Origin of the sequence: Enterobacter sp. RHBSTW-00901, assembly GCF_014103115.1 — a bacterium.
GTDB lineage: Bacteria > Pseudomonadota > Gammaproteobacteria > Enterobacterales > Enterobacteriaceae > Enterobacter > Enterobacter cloacae_P.
In genome coordinates this window covers 3866340-3883106 of sequence record NZ_JABXPB010000001.1, presented here as the reverse complement: position 1 = coordinate 3883106, position 16767 = coordinate 3866340, and the positions used below count along the sequence as shown (strand labels likewise).

Annotated in this window: 17 protein-coding genes; 5 read left to right on the top strand and 12 right to left on the bottom strand. The window is 53.6% G+C overall.

The window, feature by feature from the left end:
• Positions 1-148 precede the first annotated feature (148 nt).
• Positions 149-1354, top strand: coding sequence for an exonuclease subunit SbcD (sbcD, locus tag HV318_RS18640; RefSeq protein WP_182273908.1), 1206 nt, complete (start codon positions 149-151; stop codon positions 1352-1354).
• Positions 1351-4482: an exonuclease subunit SbcC gene (sbcC, locus tag HV318_RS18635; RefSeq protein WP_182273907.1), complete on the top strand. Its 3132-nt coding sequence runs from the start codon at positions 1351-1353 to the stop codon at positions 4480-4482. The genes sbcD and sbcC overlap by 4 nt, the downstream gene beginning before the upstream one ends.
• Before the next feature lie 215 nt (positions 4483-4697).
• Here sbcC and mak read toward each other — a convergent pair whose 3' ends face one another.
• Positions 4698-5603: a fructokinase gene (mak, locus tag HV318_RS18630; RefSeq protein ID WP_182273906.1), complete on the bottom strand. Its 906-nt coding sequence runs from the start codon at positions 5601-5603 to the stop codon at positions 4698-4700.
• Positions 5604-5726: 123 nt separating this feature from the next.
• Here mak and rdgC point away from each other — a divergent pair, with 123 nt between their 5' ends.
• Positions 5727-6641, top strand: coding sequence for a recombination-associated protein RdgC (gene rdgC, locus HV318_RS18625; RefSeq protein WP_182273905.1), 915 nt, complete (start codon positions 5727-5729; stop codon positions 6639-6641).
• Positions 6642-6689: 48 nt separating this feature from the next.
• Here rdgC and ppnP read toward each other — a convergent pair whose 3' ends face one another.
• The 5 genes from ppnP to HV318_RS18600 form a co-directional block, all read right to left on the bottom strand.
• The gene (ppnP, locus tag HV318_RS18620) at positions 6690-6977 is read right to left on the bottom strand and encodes a pyrimidine/purine nucleoside phosphorylase (protein ID WP_182273904.1); all 288 of its coding nucleotides are present in this window, start codon (positions 6975-6977) and stop codon (positions 6690-6692) included.
• A 71-nt stretch (positions 6978-7048) separates the two neighbouring features.
• Entirely contained in the window at positions 7049-7726 is a 678-nt protein-coding gene (locus HV318_RS18615) for an AroM family protein (protein WP_182273903.1), read from the bottom strand.
• Positions 7727-7963: 237 nt separating this feature from the next.
• Positions 7964-8155 (bottom strand): YaiA family protein, encoded by a 192-nt coding sequence (locus HV318_RS18610; RefSeq protein WP_182273902.1) that lies wholly within the window; start codon positions 8153-8155, stop codon positions 7964-7966.
• A gap of 46 nt (positions 8156-8201) precedes the next feature.
• Positions 8202-8726 carry a shikimate kinase AroL gene (gene aroL, locus HV318_RS18605; RefSeq protein WP_182273901.1) on the bottom strand — a complete coding sequence of 175 codons (525 nt, stop codon included), beginning with the start codon at positions 8724-8726 and terminating at the stop codon, positions 8202-8204.
• 144 nt (positions 8727-8870) lie between these two features.
• Positions 8871-9329, bottom strand: a complete 459-nt coding sequence (locus HV318_RS18600; RefSeq protein WP_182273900.1) for a YaiI/YqxD family protein — start codon at positions 9327-9329, stop codon at positions 8871-8873.
• A 105-nt stretch (positions 9330-9434) separates the two neighbouring features.
• On the opposite strand from HV318_RS18600, the gene proC reads away from it, so the two are divergent.
• The gene (gene proC / locus HV318_RS18595) at positions 9435-10244 is read left to right on the top strand and encodes a pyrroline-5-carboxylate reductase (protein ID WP_182274630.1); all 810 of its coding nucleotides are present in this window, start codon (positions 9435-9437) and stop codon (positions 10242-10244) included.
• Between the two features lie 15 nt (positions 10245-10259).
• Here the strand turns inward: proC and adrA are convergent, their stop codons facing one another.
• From adrA to HV318_RS18570, 5 genes are all read right to left on the bottom strand, one after another.
• Positions 10260-11363, bottom strand: coding sequence for a diguanylate cyclase AdrA (gene adrA, locus HV318_RS18590; protein ID WP_182273899.1), 1104 nt, complete (start codon positions 11361-11363; stop codon positions 10260-10262).
• A gap of 102 nt (positions 11364-11465) precedes the next feature.
• Positions 11466-11786: a phosphate starvation-inducible protein PsiF gene (gene psiF / locus HV318_RS18585; protein ID WP_182273898.1), complete on the bottom strand. Its 321-nt coding sequence runs from the start codon at positions 11784-11786 to the stop codon at positions 11466-11468.
• A 92-nt stretch (positions 11787-11878) separates the two neighbouring features.
• Positions 11879-13294, bottom strand: coding sequence for an alkaline phosphatase (phoA, locus tag HV318_RS18580; protein ID WP_182273897.1), 1416 nt, complete (start codon positions 13292-13294; stop codon positions 11879-11881).
• A 99-nt stretch (positions 13295-13393) separates the two neighbouring features.
• Complete coding sequence (gene iraP / locus HV318_RS18575) at positions 13394-13645, bottom strand: anti-adapter protein IraP (protein ID WP_182273896.1); 252 nt, start codon at positions 13643-13645, stop codon at positions 13394-13396.
• A gap of 139 nt (positions 13646-13784) precedes the next feature.
• Positions 13785-15023: a multidrug efflux MFS transporter gene (locus tag HV318_RS18570; protein WP_182274629.1), complete on the bottom strand. Its 1239-nt coding sequence runs from the start codon at positions 15021-15023 to the stop codon at positions 13785-13787.
• Positions 15024-15288: 265 nt separating this feature from the next.
• Here HV318_RS18570 and ddlA point away from each other — a divergent pair, with 265 nt between their 5' ends.
• Positions 15289-16389 carry a D-alanine--D-alanine ligase gene (ddlA, locus tag HV318_RS18565; protein ID WP_182273895.1) on the top strand — a complete coding sequence of 367 codons (1101 nt, stop codon included), beginning with the start codon at positions 15289-15291 and terminating at the stop codon, positions 16387-16389.
• On the opposite strand, the gene HV318_RS18560 is transcribed toward ddlA, so the two are convergent.
• Complete coding sequence (locus HV318_RS18560; protein WP_182273894.1) at positions 16386-16622, bottom strand: DUF2754 domain-containing protein; 237 nt, start codon at positions 16620-16622, stop codon at positions 16386-16388. The genes ddlA and HV318_RS18560 overlap by 4 nt on opposite strands.
• Positions 16623-16767 lie beyond the last annotated feature (145 nt).

Here is a 16767-nt window from a genome sequence, read left to right as displayed (position 1 = left end):
AATGCGGCGTCATTATGCGTCAGATTTATGACAGATTTATGAAAAACATTACCACCAGAAATGGCAAACTGTTGTTTTATTACAGCGGTTATTTTCCGTTCCCTGAAAGTTTATAATCCTGCTTTCCATTTTTTGCCACGGATCTCTTATGCGCATACTTCACACCTCGGACTGGCATCTGGGTCAAAATTTTTACAGTAAAAGCCGCGCCGCTGAACATGAAGCATTCCTGAACTGGTTGCTGGACACAGCCCGGTCGCACGAGGTGGATGCGATTATTGTGGCAGGCGATATCTTTGATACCGGATCACCACCCAGCTATGCGCGAGAACTGTATAACCGTTTCGTGGTTAACCTGCAGCAGACGGGCTGCCATCTGGTGATTGTCGCCGGTAACCACGACTCCGTAGCGACACTGAATGAATCTCGTGACATTCTGGCCTTCCTCAATACTACCGTGGTCGCCAGCGCCGGACACGCCCCGCAGATCCTGAAAAAACGCGACGGTACACCGGGGGCAGTGCTGTGCCCGGTTCCCTTCCTGCGCCCGCGCGATATCGTGCAAAGCCAGGCGGGGCTTTCCGGTGGTGAAAAACAGCAGCACCTGTTGCAGAGCATCACCGACTATTACCACCAGCAATATGCCGATGCCTGCACCCTGCGCGGTGAGCAACCGATCCCGGTGATTGCCACCGGGCATCTGACGACCGTCGGAGCCAGCAAAAGTGACGCGGTTCGTGACATTTATATTGGCACGCTGGATGCCTTCCCGGCGCAAAACTTTCCACCGGCCGATTACATTGCGCTCGGGCATATTCACCGCGCGCAGGTCATCGGCGGTTGCGAGCACATTCGCTACTGCGGCTCGCCCATTTCGCTCAGCTTTGATGAAACAGGTAAAGCGAAATCTGTGCATCTGGTGAGCTTTACCGACGGCAAACTCAGCGCCGTTGAGGCGCTTGAGGTGCCCGTCACCCAGCCGCTGGCCGTGCTAAAAGGCGATCTGGCCGCCATCACCGCCCAGCTTGAACAGTGGCGCGGCATCGAACAGAACCCCCCTGTCTGGCTGGATATCGAAATCACCACTGACGACTATCTGCATGATATGCAGCGTAAAATTCAGGCGCTGACGGAAGATCTCCCCGTCGAGGTTTTACTGGTGCGCCGCAGCCGCGAACAGCGCGAGAAAATTCTGCTCGGAGCTCAGCGTGAAACACTCAGCGAACTCAGGGTTGAAGAGGTGTTTGCACGTCGGTTGTCCCAGGAAGAGATGGACGACGCAAAGCGTGCCCGACTCAACGAGTTGTTTACCCATACGCTGCATGCCCTTAATGATGAGGAAGAAAACGCATGAAAATTCTGAGCCTGCGTCTGAAGAACCTCAACTCCCTCAAGGGTGAGTGGAAAATCGACTTTACCGCTGAACCGTTTGCCAGCAACGGGTTGTTTGCCATTACGGGTGCCACGGGTGCCGGGAAAACCACGCTGCTCGACGCCATTTGCCTGGCGCTCTACCACGAGACGCCGCGCCTGCAAAAAGTGTCTCAGGCTCAGAACGACCTGATGACGCGTGATACTGCCGAGTGTCTGGCAGAGGTTGAGTTTGAAGTGAAAGGAATTGCCTACCGCGCGTTCTGGAGCCAGAACCGCGCCCGCAATCAGCCGGAGGGGAACTTACAGGCTCCGCGCGTAGAGCTGGCGCGCTGCGAGGACGGCAAAATTCTGGCCGATAAAGTCACCGATAAACTGGAGCAAACCGCAGCACTCACCGGGCTGGATTACGGACGCTTTACCCGCTCGATGCTGCTTTCACAGGGGCAGTTTGCGGCATTCCTCAACGCCAAACCGAGCGATCGCGCTGAGCTGCTGGAAGAGCTGACCGGGACGGAGATCTATGGCCAGATTTCAGCGAGAGTGTTTGAGGAACACAAAGCCGCCCGCAACGCGCTTGAGATGTGTGAAGCCCAGGCGGCAGGCGTCGTGCTGTTGAGCGAAGAGCAGCAACAGCAGTTGCAGCAAAGTTTGCAGGCACTTACTGACGAAGAGAAAACCCTGCTGGTGCAACAGCAAAGCCAACAGAGTGATTTTCAGTGGCTTACGCGTAATGATGAACTCATGCGTGAACAGCAGCGCGCATCAGCCGCACAGCAGCAGGCGCAACAGGCACTTACAGATGCGGCACCGGAACTGGCCAAACTCCAGCTGGCCCAGCCCGCCGCCCAGTTGCGACCGCTGTGGGAACGTCAACAGGAGCAGACCACGCGTCTTACCCAGACCAAACAGCGGATGAGTGAAGTAAATACTCGCTTACTTACAAAAACCTCGCTGCGTTCGCGTATCCGCAACAGCGCTCTGCGCACCCATGAGCAGCTTCAGACCGAACAGACAGCCCTGGCACAGTGGCTGGCTGAGCACGAGCGACTCCGTCAGTGGGGTCAGGAGATTGCTGGCTGGCGCGCGCACTTTTCCCAGCTGGATCGCGACAGAAATCAACTGGCTACACAGTCAGCACGTATTATTGAATTGCGCAAGAAGCTGGAGGCTATGCCAGAAAATGGCCTGACGCTCACGGCGGATGACGTCGCGATAGCAATAGAGCAGCAGACACAGGCGCGGACTTTCCGCCAGCGCCTGACCGCACTTCATGCCCGCTATCAGCCACTGCAAAAGCGGCTGCACCAGAACGCTGAAAGCGTGCAAAAAGCCCAGGCGGAGCAGGCAAAACTTAACGAAACGCTAACGCTGCGTCGACAGCAGTATAAAGAGAAAAACCAGCATTATTCAGACCTGAAGGCGCTGTGTGAGCGTGAAGCAACGATTAAGGATCTGGAAAACTATCGTTCACAGCTTGAAGCAGGTAAACCCTGCCCATTGTGTGGTTCCAGCGAACACCCCGCCATCGAGAAATATCAATCCATTGAGCTAACGGACAATCAGCGCCGCCGGGATGCTCTGGAAAAAGAGGTCGCCTCGCTGAAAGATGAAGGTCTGTTGGTTCTGGGGCAGGTCAATGCCCTGACTCAACAGATCCAGCGTGAAACAGACGAAACACAGACGCTTTCTCAGGAAGAGCAAACACTCACTAAAGAGTTGCTGGATGTTTGCACATCCTTGAACATTTCTCTGAATATTCAGGAAGATATTGCCACCTGGATGAACGCACAGGAACACTATGAACGCCAGCTTTATCAACTCAGTCAGCGTCTGACACTGCAAAACCAATTGCGCGAACAGGAAGAGCAGGAGCATCAGTATCAACAACAGCTGACGTCTACGCGTCAGACACTGGAAAACACCCTTCTCACTCTGTCGCTTAGCGTACCCGACGAAGGTACAGAAGCAACCTGGCTGAATATCCGTGAAACGGAGTTCGCACAGTGGCAGGAGAAACAGACTCAGCATGGCATTATTCAGGAACGCATTAACGCCCTGATCCCACTACTCGACACGCTTCCGGTAGCGGATGCCACAGAGGCCGAACCGGTTATTCCTGAAAACTGGCGTGAGATCCACGACGAATGTGTATCGTTGCAAAGCCAGCTTGCCACGCTGCAGCAGCAGGAAAATCTGGAAAGTGAGCGTTTGCAGCACTCCACAACACAATTTTCCACGGCGCTGGCGGAAAGCTGCTTCGCCGATCGGGAGGCATTTCTGGCCGCTCTGCTTGATGAGGAGACGATCCACCGTCTTGAGCAACAAAAGCAGACGCTGGAAAACCTGCTCCAGCAGGCGACGGCACTGTCCGGACAAGCACACCAGCAGCTGCAGGCACATCATGCGCTGCGCCCGGAAGGACTGGACGCCGATGCACAAACCCTGCAGACGCAATTACAACAGCTGGCACAACGGCTTCGCGAGAACACCACTCATCAGGGGGAGATCCGCCAGCAGCTCAAACAGGATAGCGATAACCGCCTTCACCAGCAGGTGCTCATGCAGCAAATTGAAGAGGCGGCTCGTCTGGCAGATGACTGGGGCTATCTGAATTCACTGATTGGCTCCAGTACCGGTGACCGGTTCCGTAAGTTTGCGCAGGGGCTGACGCTGGATAATCTGGTCTGGCTCGCGAACCAGCAGCTCAACCGTCTGCACGGTCGCTATCTGTTGCAACGTAAAGTCAGCGACGCGCTGGAGCTGGAAGTGGTCGATACCTGGCAGGCTGATGCGGTACGCGATACCCGCACCCTGTCCGGCGGCGAAAGTTTCCTGGTCAGCCTGGCGCTGGCGCTGGCGCTTTCCGACCTGGTGAGCCACAAAACGCGGATTGATTCGCTGTTCCTGGATGAAGGTTTTGGCACGCTCGATAGTGAAACGCTGGATACAGCACTGGATGCACTCGACGCACTGAATGCCACCGGGAAAACCATTGGCGTGATCAGTCACGTCGAGGCGATGAAAGAACGTATTCCGGTGCAGATCAAAGTGAAGAAGATCAACGGGCTGGGGTATAGCAAGCTGGATAAGGTGTTTGCGGTGGAGTGAGTGTTGGATCTGTGCGGTCTGATGCCCTCACCCTGGCCCTCTCCCACAGGGAGAGGGAACAAACACTAAAAACAGTTTTGCTTTTACCTTGCCTTACCCTGGTCCTCTCCCACAAGGAGAGGGAACAAACACTAAAAACAGTTTTGCTTTTACCTTGCCTCACCCTGGCCCTCTCCCACAAGGAGAGGGAACAAACACTAAAAACAGTTTTGCTTTTATTCCGGCCACAGCCACGCTGCGCCGCGCACACCGCTGGAATCCCCGTGTACCGCTTTGCGGATCGGGGTTTCGCACTCGCCGCCGAATACCCACTGCTTCACCAGGTTCGGCACCGTGGTGTACAGCCGGTCAATGTTGCTCATCCCGCCTCCCAGTACAATCACGTCGGGATCGAGAATATTCACCACATGTGCCAGTGATTTCGCCAGGCGCATTTCGTAGCGGCTGAGCGCCAGCTCCGCAACCGGATCCTGCTCTTCAACCAGACGCATAATCTCATTGCCCCTGAGGGGCTGACCACTCAGACGGTGGTAATCGGTGGCAAAACCGGTGCCGGAAATAAACGTCTCAATACAACCCTGTTTACCGCAATAACACGGCACTTCGGCACGGTATTTGAATTCATCTTCATCCATCCACGGCAGTGGATTGTGCCCCCACTCGCCCGCCGTACCGTTACCGCCGATATGGGCGCGCCCGCCGAAGGCCACACCGGCACCACACCCGGTGCCGATGATGACCGCAAAGACGGTCTGTGCGCCTGCGGCTGCACCGTCAATGGCTTCTGATACCGCCAGACAGTTAGCATCATTCGCCAGGCGCACCTCACGATTCAGGCGCGCGCTCAAATCTTTATCAAAAGGCTGACCATTGAGCCAGGTGGAGTTGGCGTTTTTAACCACGCCGGTATAAGGCGAAATCGATCCCGGAATGCCCATCCCAACGGTGCCCACCTGCCCAGTAGCCTGCTCTGCCATGTCGACAAGCCGGGCAATCGTCTCGATAGTCTGGTGATAATCATCACGCGGCGTGGGCAGGCGGTGGCGAAACAGTTGTTCCCCCTGCTCGCTCAGTGCAATGACTTCTGTTTTGGTGCCGCCCAAATCAATCCCAATACGCACAAGACTCTCCTCATTATTCTGATTATCAACAGAGTAGAAGCACGCTTCCCGATTAGCAATGCAAGCGATGCGACAATTCGTTATCATGCCCGCTGATTTAACGACAAGGCCGTGGAAATTATCATGCTGTGGTTCAAAAATTTGATGGTTTACCGTCTCAGCCGCGACGTTTCGCTGCGTGCAGAAGAGATGGAAAAACAGTTAGCCGCTTATACCTTTTCCCCTTGCGGTAGCCAGGATATGGCAAAAACCGGTTGGGTTCCTCCAATGGGTTCACAAAGCGATGCACTGACCCATGCCAGCAGCACCGGTCAAATCATCGTTTGTGCCCGTAAGGAAGAGAAAATCCTGCCGACACCGGTGGTGAAGCAAGCTCTCGAAGCGAAAATTTTCAAGCTGGAAGCCGAACAGGGCCGCAAGCTGAAAAAGACCGAAAAAGATTCACTGAAAGATGAAGTGCTGCACTCTCTGCTGCCACGCGCATTTAGCCGCTTTAGCCAGACCATGATGTGGATCGATACCGTCAACGGGCTGATCATGGTGGACTGCGCCAGCGCTAAGAAAGCGGAAGATACGCTGGCCCTGCTGCGTAAGAGCCTCGGCTCTTTACCGGTGGTTCCACTGGCAATGGAAACGCCTATCGAGCTGACGCTGACCGAGTGGGTGCGCAGCGGTACTGCCGCACAGGGCTTCCAGTTGCTGGATGAAGCCGAGCTAAAAGCCCTGCTGGAAGATGGCGGTGTGATCCGCGCGAAGAAACAGGAGCTGGTGAGCGACGAAATCGCCGTGCACATTGAAGCGGGCAAAGTGGTAACCAAACTGGCTCTCGACTGGCAGCAACGTATTCAGTTTGTGATGTGCGACGACGGCTCCGTGAAGCGCCTGAAGTTCTGCGATGAACTGCGCGATCAGAACGAAGATATCGACAGGGAAGATTACGCCCAGCGCTTTGACGCCGATTTTATCCTGATGACCGGGGAACTGGCGGCGTTGATTCAGAGTCTGGTGGAAGGCCTCGGCGGAGAAGCGCAGAGGTAATCCCCTCACTCTGACCCTCTCCCCAAAAGGGAGAGGGTATTAAACCGTTTATTTCAGGTAACGGCACAGATAAGAGGTAGGTTCAGCAACCTGCAGATGGAACTCGCTGTGGCCAGGGACGTTGAAAACGTCTCCGGCAGCGTAAACTTTCCATTCAGTTTCGCCTGGCAGTAAAACGTTCAGCGCACCGCTGACAATCGTCATTTCTTCAGCTTCGGCTGTACCAAAGGTGTATTCCCCTTCAGCCATCACACCAACGCTGGCGCGGCCAGTGCTGCTGCTGGTAAAACCAATGGATTTCACTTTGCCGGAAAAGTATTCGTTACTTTGAAGCATGAACTGGCCCTTATATTCTTAGATAAAAATCCACTATAGGGGCCATGCTCATGACCTGTCACGTAAAATCATTATGCCAGTAATTCTGACGCCAGCCGGGCCATCAGAACATTGGATAACAACACCGGTACATCAAGCGCTTTTTGCAGTAAATCACGATGATGTTGATGGAACCCGAGACAGTCCAGGATAAGCACATCAGCCCCTCTTTCCAGCAACGTCTCCCCTGCCGCAATGAGCGCGGCCTCACTATCCCAGACGGGATTCGCCAGCGCATACAGCGGCGTTTTTTCCAGCACTTGCCATTTTGCCGCCTGGTTATCCAGAAGCGCCTCAAGAGGGACAATTACCCCCACCTGATGCCCGTCAACAATGGAGGCCACCAGCGGAGGAATAATCCGTAGCGGCTCCAGTAAAATGGCATTACGCGCAATGAATCCCTTAATCGGCGCGGTACTCATCAGTAAAATGACGTCATAACCTTGGTTATCAAGCACTTCAATTACCCCCTGAAGAGAGCGCTCGATTTTCGGACGTGACACATTCGCCAGTTTACCGTCACTTAATAACGTCGGCAGGGGATCCTCCCCCTCTTCTACAGCGTAGTCTTCCATGACCTCTTCCCGACTCATCTTACCCAACAGGCTAAGATGCGTGATCTGTTGTTCAGAGACATGCTCTGTTAAGAGCGGTAACACTTCGCTTACAGGGACCACACCAATGGTGAGGATCGCCAACGTCGCCTTCATTTTGATCGCCTTCCATTACCACCACAGCCATCACACAGGTACAGGCTCACCACGCTGCACAGTTCGTTTTTTCACCAAAACAGCCCCAAGCGTAGCAGCTGATCCCTACCGCGAAATGTAAAGATCAGCTGGCCTTTCCGAATCCACCTGTAATAACTAAATATTAACTCCTGCTTAACATTTCCAGTGAATGAAAAGTGTGACTCATGCACGGTAATGTGCACATTGAGATTGTGTTCAGGACTTTTCGGGATCTTCATAACGCTGTTTGGCATCCAGCGCTTCCTGTTCCGTCTCGTGTTCGCTAATTAACGAGTCCGGATGGGGATAATCGGCACGCAGCTGATACCAGGTCAAAGTATGCCCGGGATGGCCTTTTTCGACGGTAACAACGCGTGCACTGCGAGGGTAAGGAGGTCTGTTTGGCATAGTTCATCCAGCGAGTCGGGGGGTGAACTATAAGTATAGATGCCCGTTAACTGGCCCGGGCTAAACGTAGCGCGGTGACAACAGAATCAACAACCTGCTCCGGGGAGACAGAGGCATCCACAACATGATGTGCTGCCTCACGGTATAACGCATCGCGTTCAGCCAACACGTCGCTGACCTCTTCGCTTATCGGTTTTCCGGTCAACGTCGGGCGCTGCCCCTCTTCCGGAAACGCTTCCAGCCTTCCCACCAGGGTAGACACCGGCGCACAGAGGTAAATCACAATCCCTTTTTCGCGCAGAAACTGGCGATTGTACTCCGCCAGAATAATACCGCCCCCCGTTGCAATCACGGTTGCCGGTGCCGTTACTGCTTCCAGCGCAGCGGTTTCACGTGCGCGAAAGCTTTCCCAGCCCTCTTTTTCGACAATCTCTGCGATGGTTTGACCAGCATGCTCCTGCAGCCAGTGGTCGGTATCAATAAACTGGCTTTGACACGCGCGTGCCAGTGCAAGACCAACGGTGGTTTTCCCACAGCCGCGGGGGCCAACTAAAAAGATGGGTTGGTTCATAACCAGGTGTTCCCCTTGATGCCGGAAGGCTGAAGACTGTAAAGAAATGATTGCAGAAGATGTTGCGTTAACTTTACTGCAAAGCGGTACGGGATGACAACCCTGTGGAGGCCACACTGTACCACAATTTGACAATGGTTATCATTACGCGGTGCGGCGCTTCACTTCCAGTAGCCATTTATCCAGCTCAGCGGCAAACTGCTGACGGTCACGCTGGGATAAGCTGTCCGGTCCACCGGTCTGCACGCCGCTGGCACGCAGCGTATCCATAAAATCTCGCATAGTGAGTTTTTCCCGGATGGTCGCGGGTGAATAACGCTCACCACGAGGGTTTAGCGCCGCCGCGCCTTTCTCCAGCACTTCCGCTGCCAGCGGGATATCCGCGGTGATCACCAGATCTTCAGCGCTGCACAGACGCACAATTTCATTATCTGCCACATCAAACCCGGCGGGCACCCGCAGCGAGCGAATAAATTTCGACGGCGGCACGCGGATATTCTGGTTCGCCACCAGCGTAAGCGGCATCTGCACGCGCTCGGCAGCGCGGAACAAAATCTCTTTAATCACATTCGGACAGGCGTCCGCATCAACCCAAATCGCCATGTTGTCTCCCCGGTATCACAATGATGGCTATTGTCGCCTGCTTTTCATTGTTAAGCTATAAAGCTATCAATCAGAGACAACAACGCATAATAACGGAGAGACATGATGGAGAAAAAAATCGGGTTTATCGGCTGCGGTAATATGGGTAAAGCCATCCTGGGTGGCCTGATTGCCAGCGGCCAGGTGCTGCCGGGGCAGATTTGGGTCTATACCCCATCACCGGATAAAGTCGCCGCACTGCACGATGAATACGGAATTAACGCTGCCGAAAGCGCGCAGGAAGTGGCTCAGGTGGCGGATATCGTCTTTGGAGCCGTTAAACCCAACATCATGATCAAAGTGCTGAGCGAAATCACCTCCAGCCTGAACAAAGAGACGCTGGTCGTTTCAATTGCGGCGGGCGTTACCCTCGATCAACTGGCGCGTGCGCTGGGCCATGACCGTAAAATCGTCCGTGCGATGCCCAATACCCCATCACTGGTCAACGCCGGTATGACGTCCATCACGCCGAACGCGCTGGTCACCACGGAAGATGTGGCAGATGTCCTGAACATTTTCCGCTGCTTCGGTGAAGCGGAAGTGATTGCCGAGTCAATGATCCACCCGGTTGTGGGCGTAAGCGGCTCGGCTCCCGCGTATGTCTTTATGTTTATTGAAGCCATGGCTGACGCGGCTGTGCTGGGCGGTATGCCGCGCGCGCAGGCTTATAAATTTGCCGCGCAGGCCGTCATGGGCTCGGCAAAAATGGTACTGGAAACCGGCAAACACCCGGGTGAACTGAAAGATATGGTCTGCTCCCCGGGGGGAACCACCATTGAAGCAGTGCGTGTGCTGGAAGAACGCGGGTTCCGCGCGGCCGTCATTGAGGCAATGGTCAAATGCATGGAAAAATCAGAAAAGCTGAGTAAATCCTGATCCCCCTGCCGGGCGTCAGGCGGCCACCTCGGTACGACCCCGTCCGGCATTTTTGGCTTTATACAGCGCAATGTCTGCCGCTTTTAACCACTCGCGGTAGTGACCAAACTGTGTACTCCAGGGAGCCACACCTACGCTAATGCGCAGCCGCTCTGAGGGTGCGCCGGGTAACGACAGTTTTTTCAGCCGCTCGTGAACACGTGACATTGCGGCGATCGCATTTTCGGCAGGCGTTCCGGACATAATTATCGCGAACTCATCCCCACCGAAACGGCCAATAAAATCCCCTGAACGTAGCGTCATCTGTAGCTGGCGAGTGATGGCGATAATCGCTTCGTCACCCACATCGTGCCCCCAGGTGTCGTTAATCCCCTTAAAGTGATCGATATCGATGAGCAAAATTGTCGTCTGCCGGTGGTTGTGACGGCACTGTTCATATTCGTTACGCAGGAGCGTCTCCCAGTGGCGGCGGTTGAAGACACCTGTCATGCCATCGTGGGTGCTCATCAGTTCCAGTCGGTGTCTATTTTCTGCCAGCCGGACCGCGGTCTGGTGGCTCACCCAGGCAAAGAGCATGGGATACAGCATAAAAACGGGCAGAGTCAGCCACCACTCCAGCGGCTCGGGAGAGAACGTCACGATTCTGCCGGTCAATGATAACGTCACCACGGCCGACAGCAGGGTCATAGTCACGCCAGCAAGGAATAAGCGACAGCCACCCGATCCCATCATATTCATACCTATCATCATGACCAGTGCGGTCGTGGGCAGGGCATTTCCTCCCATCAGGCCAATCCATACCCCGGCGATGACGGCATCGACCTTCAGGTTTACGATTTCGCGGCGAAAAGGATCGGGAGCACGACAGGTAATCTGCCAGGCAAGATGAGGCCAGACAAACGCCCAGCCAACCAGCAACAACCACCAGCCGCCAGCCAGAAACTGGGTTACCAGTACTCCGGCAATGGGGAAGAACATCGCTGCCAGCCCGACCATTCGTGCCAGCCGAACCCGCCGGGCAAAGCGAATGCCCGTACGATGCGAGTCATCCTGAGAAAGGTTTTGATGCCACTCTTCCCGAATACTCTCTTTATTGTAAAAATTTTCATCATTCATCATTTTTTGGGAATATTCTGAAATATTTCCCAAATTATAGAGAGGGGGTTTTCGGGGAAAGTATGAAATTTTGGGTGAGTCAGGACAACGACTCACCCGTTAGAACTATGATTTTTTCTTCAGGCAACCGCTCATAAACTTCTTACGATCGTCACCTTTCAGTGATTGTTCAGTGGCCTGAGCGTTGCATTCCCGCATTTTTTGTTGCTGTGGCGTCAGGCTTTTCTCATCCGGTTTGGATGCACCATTTTTGAGACAATCGCTCATATAGGTCTTGCGGGCATCGCCTTTCAGAGTCTTCGCTGTTGCCTGTTGGTTACAGGTAGTCATGCGCTGTTGTTGAGGGGTTAATGTTTTTTCTTCCGCGTTCGCCGAAGCCATCAGGAACATACCTGAGAGCAAGGTAACCAGTATTGTTGCTTTCATTACACCATCCTTTTGTGAACATACACGCTAAGTCTGGCTCTGTGACAGGAAAAAAACCACCCGGCAGCCATAATTTCTACCGGGTGTCTCTCTTATTTCAGCCCAAGAGCGGATTTCATGGTGTAGAACAGATCGGTCTGATCGGTCAGCCCTACCACGTTAGCCGCATGCGGGCCGTACGCCGCAATACGCAGCTGCGTGCCGGTATGTTCCATAGACTCTTCCTCAGAGTTGCCATAGCTCAACACCATTACCGCACCATCTTTGGTGTTCAGCGCCTGAGTCAGGCCTGGTGCTTTGGTATCTGACGGAATGATCTGACTGGCGTGCGCATGGTCAGCGGTGACCACCACCAGGGTGTTACCGTCTTTCTTCGCGAATTCCAGCGCCTTCTGCACCGCTTCGTCCAGGTCTACCGTTTCGCCAATCTGACCACATGGATTAGCCGCATGGTCTTGTTTATCAATTGACGCGCCTTCTACCTGCAGGAAGAAGCCTTTTTCGTTCTTGCTCAGCAGAGAGATGGCTTTATCCGTCATCGCGGCCAGCGTCGGTACGCTAGCATCGCGTTTCGGGTTTGGTGTACAGGTCACTGCAGGTTTATCAATGTTGCCGTGGTAAGAAGCTTTTGGCCCTTCCCAACGCACGGGCATATTGCCGTCAGAGAAAAGCCCCAGCAGAGGTTTGTTCTGGTTAGCTTCGGTAACTGCGGCCAGAGACGCGGCATCGTTCACCATCTGATAACCCCGCACCTGAGCCTGCTCACGCAGCGTTTTGCCCTGCCATTCACCCGCAGTGGCGGTTTCTGCAAAGGTTTTCGCCCCACCGCCCAGCGTCACGTCAGCACGCGCATTCAGCAGTTGCTCGGCAATAGAACCTTTACCGCCCTTTTCCAGTGCATTCGTTGGGCATTTTTCGCTGGTGACCGACGGGCCATAGCACTTACGCGATGTCACATGTGACACCTGGGCCGCCGGGGTAGCATCCTGAATTTCAGCGGTAGAGACGTTGCCGGTTGCCAGCCCCGCCGCCTTTGCTATCTCAAGGAGGGTTTGATGATCTTTTTCGTGGATGTCCACACCCAGCGCGCCGTTATAGGTTTTCACGCCGGTGGACCAGGCCGTTGCAGATGCAGCGGAATCCGTTACGTAATCCGGTTTGCCGGTTTTTTTATCCAGCGAGTAATGGGTATATTGTCCGGTAAGGGGTAATGCATCAATGCCTTTAAAAAAGCCACCGGCACCTTCGGCATAATTTCGCGCTGCGGTAATTTCGGAATCACCCATACCATCGCCAATCAGCAGAATGATGTTTTTCGCCGGTTTGTCATTCAGCGAAGCGCGAATAGCTGCGGTCTGATCTTCTGACAGTCGACGTGCGCCGCCAGGTTGGGTGATATCACCTTTTGCCGCACGATTATCCAGCACGTGGTTTTTCGTCGTGTCCGCATGAATAGCAGGGGTAATTAACAGGGGAAGTAATGCGATGAAAAGTGCGCTCTGTTTCAATTTATTTTCTCCATGTACAAATACATAAAAATAAAAACAGAGCGACTATAGGCATCCTGCATGACAATTCTATGACACGTCGTCATGTTCTGTGACGGTTTAGCGACGAGGGTACTTTAATAGCTTTTTCACGTACTGATGGCGCATTTGCGCCCCCTCAAGCGGCACCTGCGAATCGGGTATCAGTGCGCCTTCGATGCTATCAATCAACGCCTGTTGGTCGTTTTTAGCCATTTGCCGTAACAATGCAGTGACGACAATTTCCAGCGCGTCGACCTGGGCGGCCAGTTCTTTTGCCTCTTCTTCCTTTTGTGCAAGCCTGACCAGCAACATAGCCGTGAGATTTTTCACCGTGCTATTTCCTTATGCAATTTTTTCTGAACTTAGCACTCCAAATCAATAATGCAAAGAGGTGAAAAGTATTATCTTATGAAAAAATCGCTTTACCGCGTAAATATATCTTTTCATTTATCAGCGAAACGTTTTTCTATTATATAACCTCATCACCCGGCACGTTAGCGCTCCGTTTTGCCTCTTCTGCTTGTCTGCGACGACGCAAGGCAATAGCCAGTTGAATAATATTAAGCAAGACCACAACCGCCGTGGCAGCAAATACCCAGCGGAAACCTGCCATTGCTGAAACAGAAGCACCAATAAGCGGGCCCGCAACATTGCCCAAATACATAAATGACTGGTTATAACCAAAAATACGTCCGGTCACCTGGTCACGGGAATATTTCACCAGTAAGGTTTGCACCGCTGGCAACATTGCGCCATCGGCAAAGCCGAGCAGGAAACGTAGCACGCCAAGCTGAAGCGGAGAGGTAACAAACGACATCGCGAAAAAGAGCACCACTGCAAAAATCAGCGTGGCCATCAGGATGCGCGCCGTGCCAATCCTGTCACCCAGTTTTCCCAGACGTGGTGCAGAGATGAGTGCCGATACGCCAGGTATGGCTGCAATCATCCCACTGAGAAAGGCAATATTATGGCTTTCCGGCTCCATCGACTTAATAAACAGCGCCAGGATCGGGCCAACTGAGCCGTTACAGAGCTGGATCACCATCGTGGTGACAAAGAGGCTGATCATCAGGCCGGGATAAGGCAGCGAGGCGAAAACCTCTTTGCCGCTCAGGCGTTCAGATTTGCTGACAACAGGACGTCCCCCCTCTTTAATCAGAAAGAGCGTGACCAGAAAACTGACCACGAGCAGTATGGCGGTAATGAAAAACACCGCACGCAAGCCCACATGGTCAGCCAGAAAGCCTCCCATTAACGGGCCGCCAATGACCCCGCTTATCTGCGCCGTGGACAGCGTGCTCAATGCCCAGCCACTGCGTTCACGCGGAACCTGAGAAGCGACCAGCGCCATTGCATTGGGAATATACCCGGAGGTCAGCCCCATTATCGCCCGCAGGAAAAAGAGCTGCCAGACGTTGGAGGCATAGGCCTGCAGCAGAATAGCAATCGCCATCCCCAGCGACGCACGCAACAGCATCAGCTTACGTCCTTTACGATCCGCCAGGCTGCCCCACATCGGCGATACAATGGCGGAGACCAGGAACGTGACGCTGAACGTCAGCCCTGACCACATGGAGAGTGCTTCATGCGACGAAACGCCCAGCTGCGCAACGTACAACGGCAGGAAGGGTAAAATCTGGCTGATGGCGAGTCCGGTAAAAAAGCAGCCAAACCAGACCGATATAAGGTTAACTTTCCAGGATTCCATAAACGACGCAATCTTCATTTTTAGGCGAATTCGCCTACAGATTAGCAAGTTACGTGCATTCACGTAGCACCAGAGATGCGACAGGGAAGACTTTGGTGTTTTATCTTCCCAGTCATCATATTTGTGAAACATGTCACAAAATATCCTCTGAGAGTCGGTGATTTATGCTTTAAAAACCGCGCAAAAACATTATGGCAGAAGGCCGCGAAACCCGCAGGCCATCGTGGTATGTTATAGGCTTTTCGTCATACTGGAAGAGAGTGAGATGGCAAAGCAGCGCGTAGGTATTGTCTTTGGGGGAAAATCAGCGGAGCACGAGGTTTCATTGCAATCGGCTAAAAATATTGTCGATGCCATTGATAAAAGCCGCTTCGAGGTTGTACTGCTGGGCATTGATAAACAGGGGCAGTGGCATGTTAACGATGCCAGCCAGTATCTGTTACATGCTGACGATCCGGCACATATCGCGCTTAATCCCTCTGAAATCAGCGTCGCCACCGTACCTGGCGTAGTTCAGGGGCAGCTTATCAACGCCGGCAATGCGCAGACCCTGGCACAAATCGACGTCGTCTTCCCAATCGTACACGGCACGCTGGGTGAAGACGGTTCTTTGCAGGGGATGTTACGTATGGCCAACCTGCCGTTTGTTGGCTCTGATGTACTGGGCTCCGCCTCCTGCATGGATAAAGACGTCACCAAACGTCTGCTGCGCGATGCCGGGCTGAATATTGCCCCGTTTGTCACGCTCACCCGCGCTAACCGCAACAACCATAGCTTCGGGACGATTGCCAGCCAGTTAGGGTTGCCATTGTTTGTGAAACCTGCAAACCAGGGCTCTTCCGTAGGCGTCAGCAAAGTCACAAGCGAAGCACAGTTCACGGATGCCGTCCGTCTGGCGTTTGAATTTGACCATAAAGTGGTGGTTGAACAGGGTATCAAAGGCCGTGAAATTGAGTGCGCCGTACTGGGCAACGATTTCCCACAGGCGAGCACCTGTGGTGAAGTGGTATTAAACAGCGATTTCTACTCTTACGACACCAAGTACATTGATGATAAAGGCGCGCAGGTTGTAGTGCCTGCGGATATTGATCCGGCCATTAACGATAAGATCCGGGCGATCGCCATTAATGCTTATCAGGCGCTCGGCTGCAGCGGTATGGCGCGTGTCGATGTATTCCTGACGCCAGAAAACGAAGTGGTGATCAACGAAATCAACACGTTGCCTGGCTTTACCAACATCAGCATGTACCCGAAACTGTGGCAGGCCAGCGGGCTGAGCTATCCGGCACTGATCACCCGCCTGATCGAACTGGCGCAGGAGCGTCATGCCGCCGACAGCGCTCTTAAAAGCTCCGTAAACGGTTAATCGGTTTTCTTTGCGATTTCCGTCTCATCCGCTGTCGTCTCTTCAGGACGACGGCGGATAATCAACCCCGCCAGCCAGAAGCTAATAACCCAGGTCACCAGCCCAACGGCATACGTTTGCCAGCCTTTTGCTTCAAACCCCAACAGCCCCACGACACCGTTAAGAATAAAAATCAGCCCAATAGCAAAGGCGTAGTAATGCCAGTCACGGCGTAGTTTGGAAGTGAGCTTCATGACGACTCCGGCAGAGAAAAAGACATCCTCTCACAGTTTGACGGCCAGGTCTGTGGCGGATGCGGAAATTCTGAAACGCGACGCAGTTTCACTTAAGTCATAAAATTGTGATGTGCTGCAGAAATCGACAATCCAGGAAAATTCC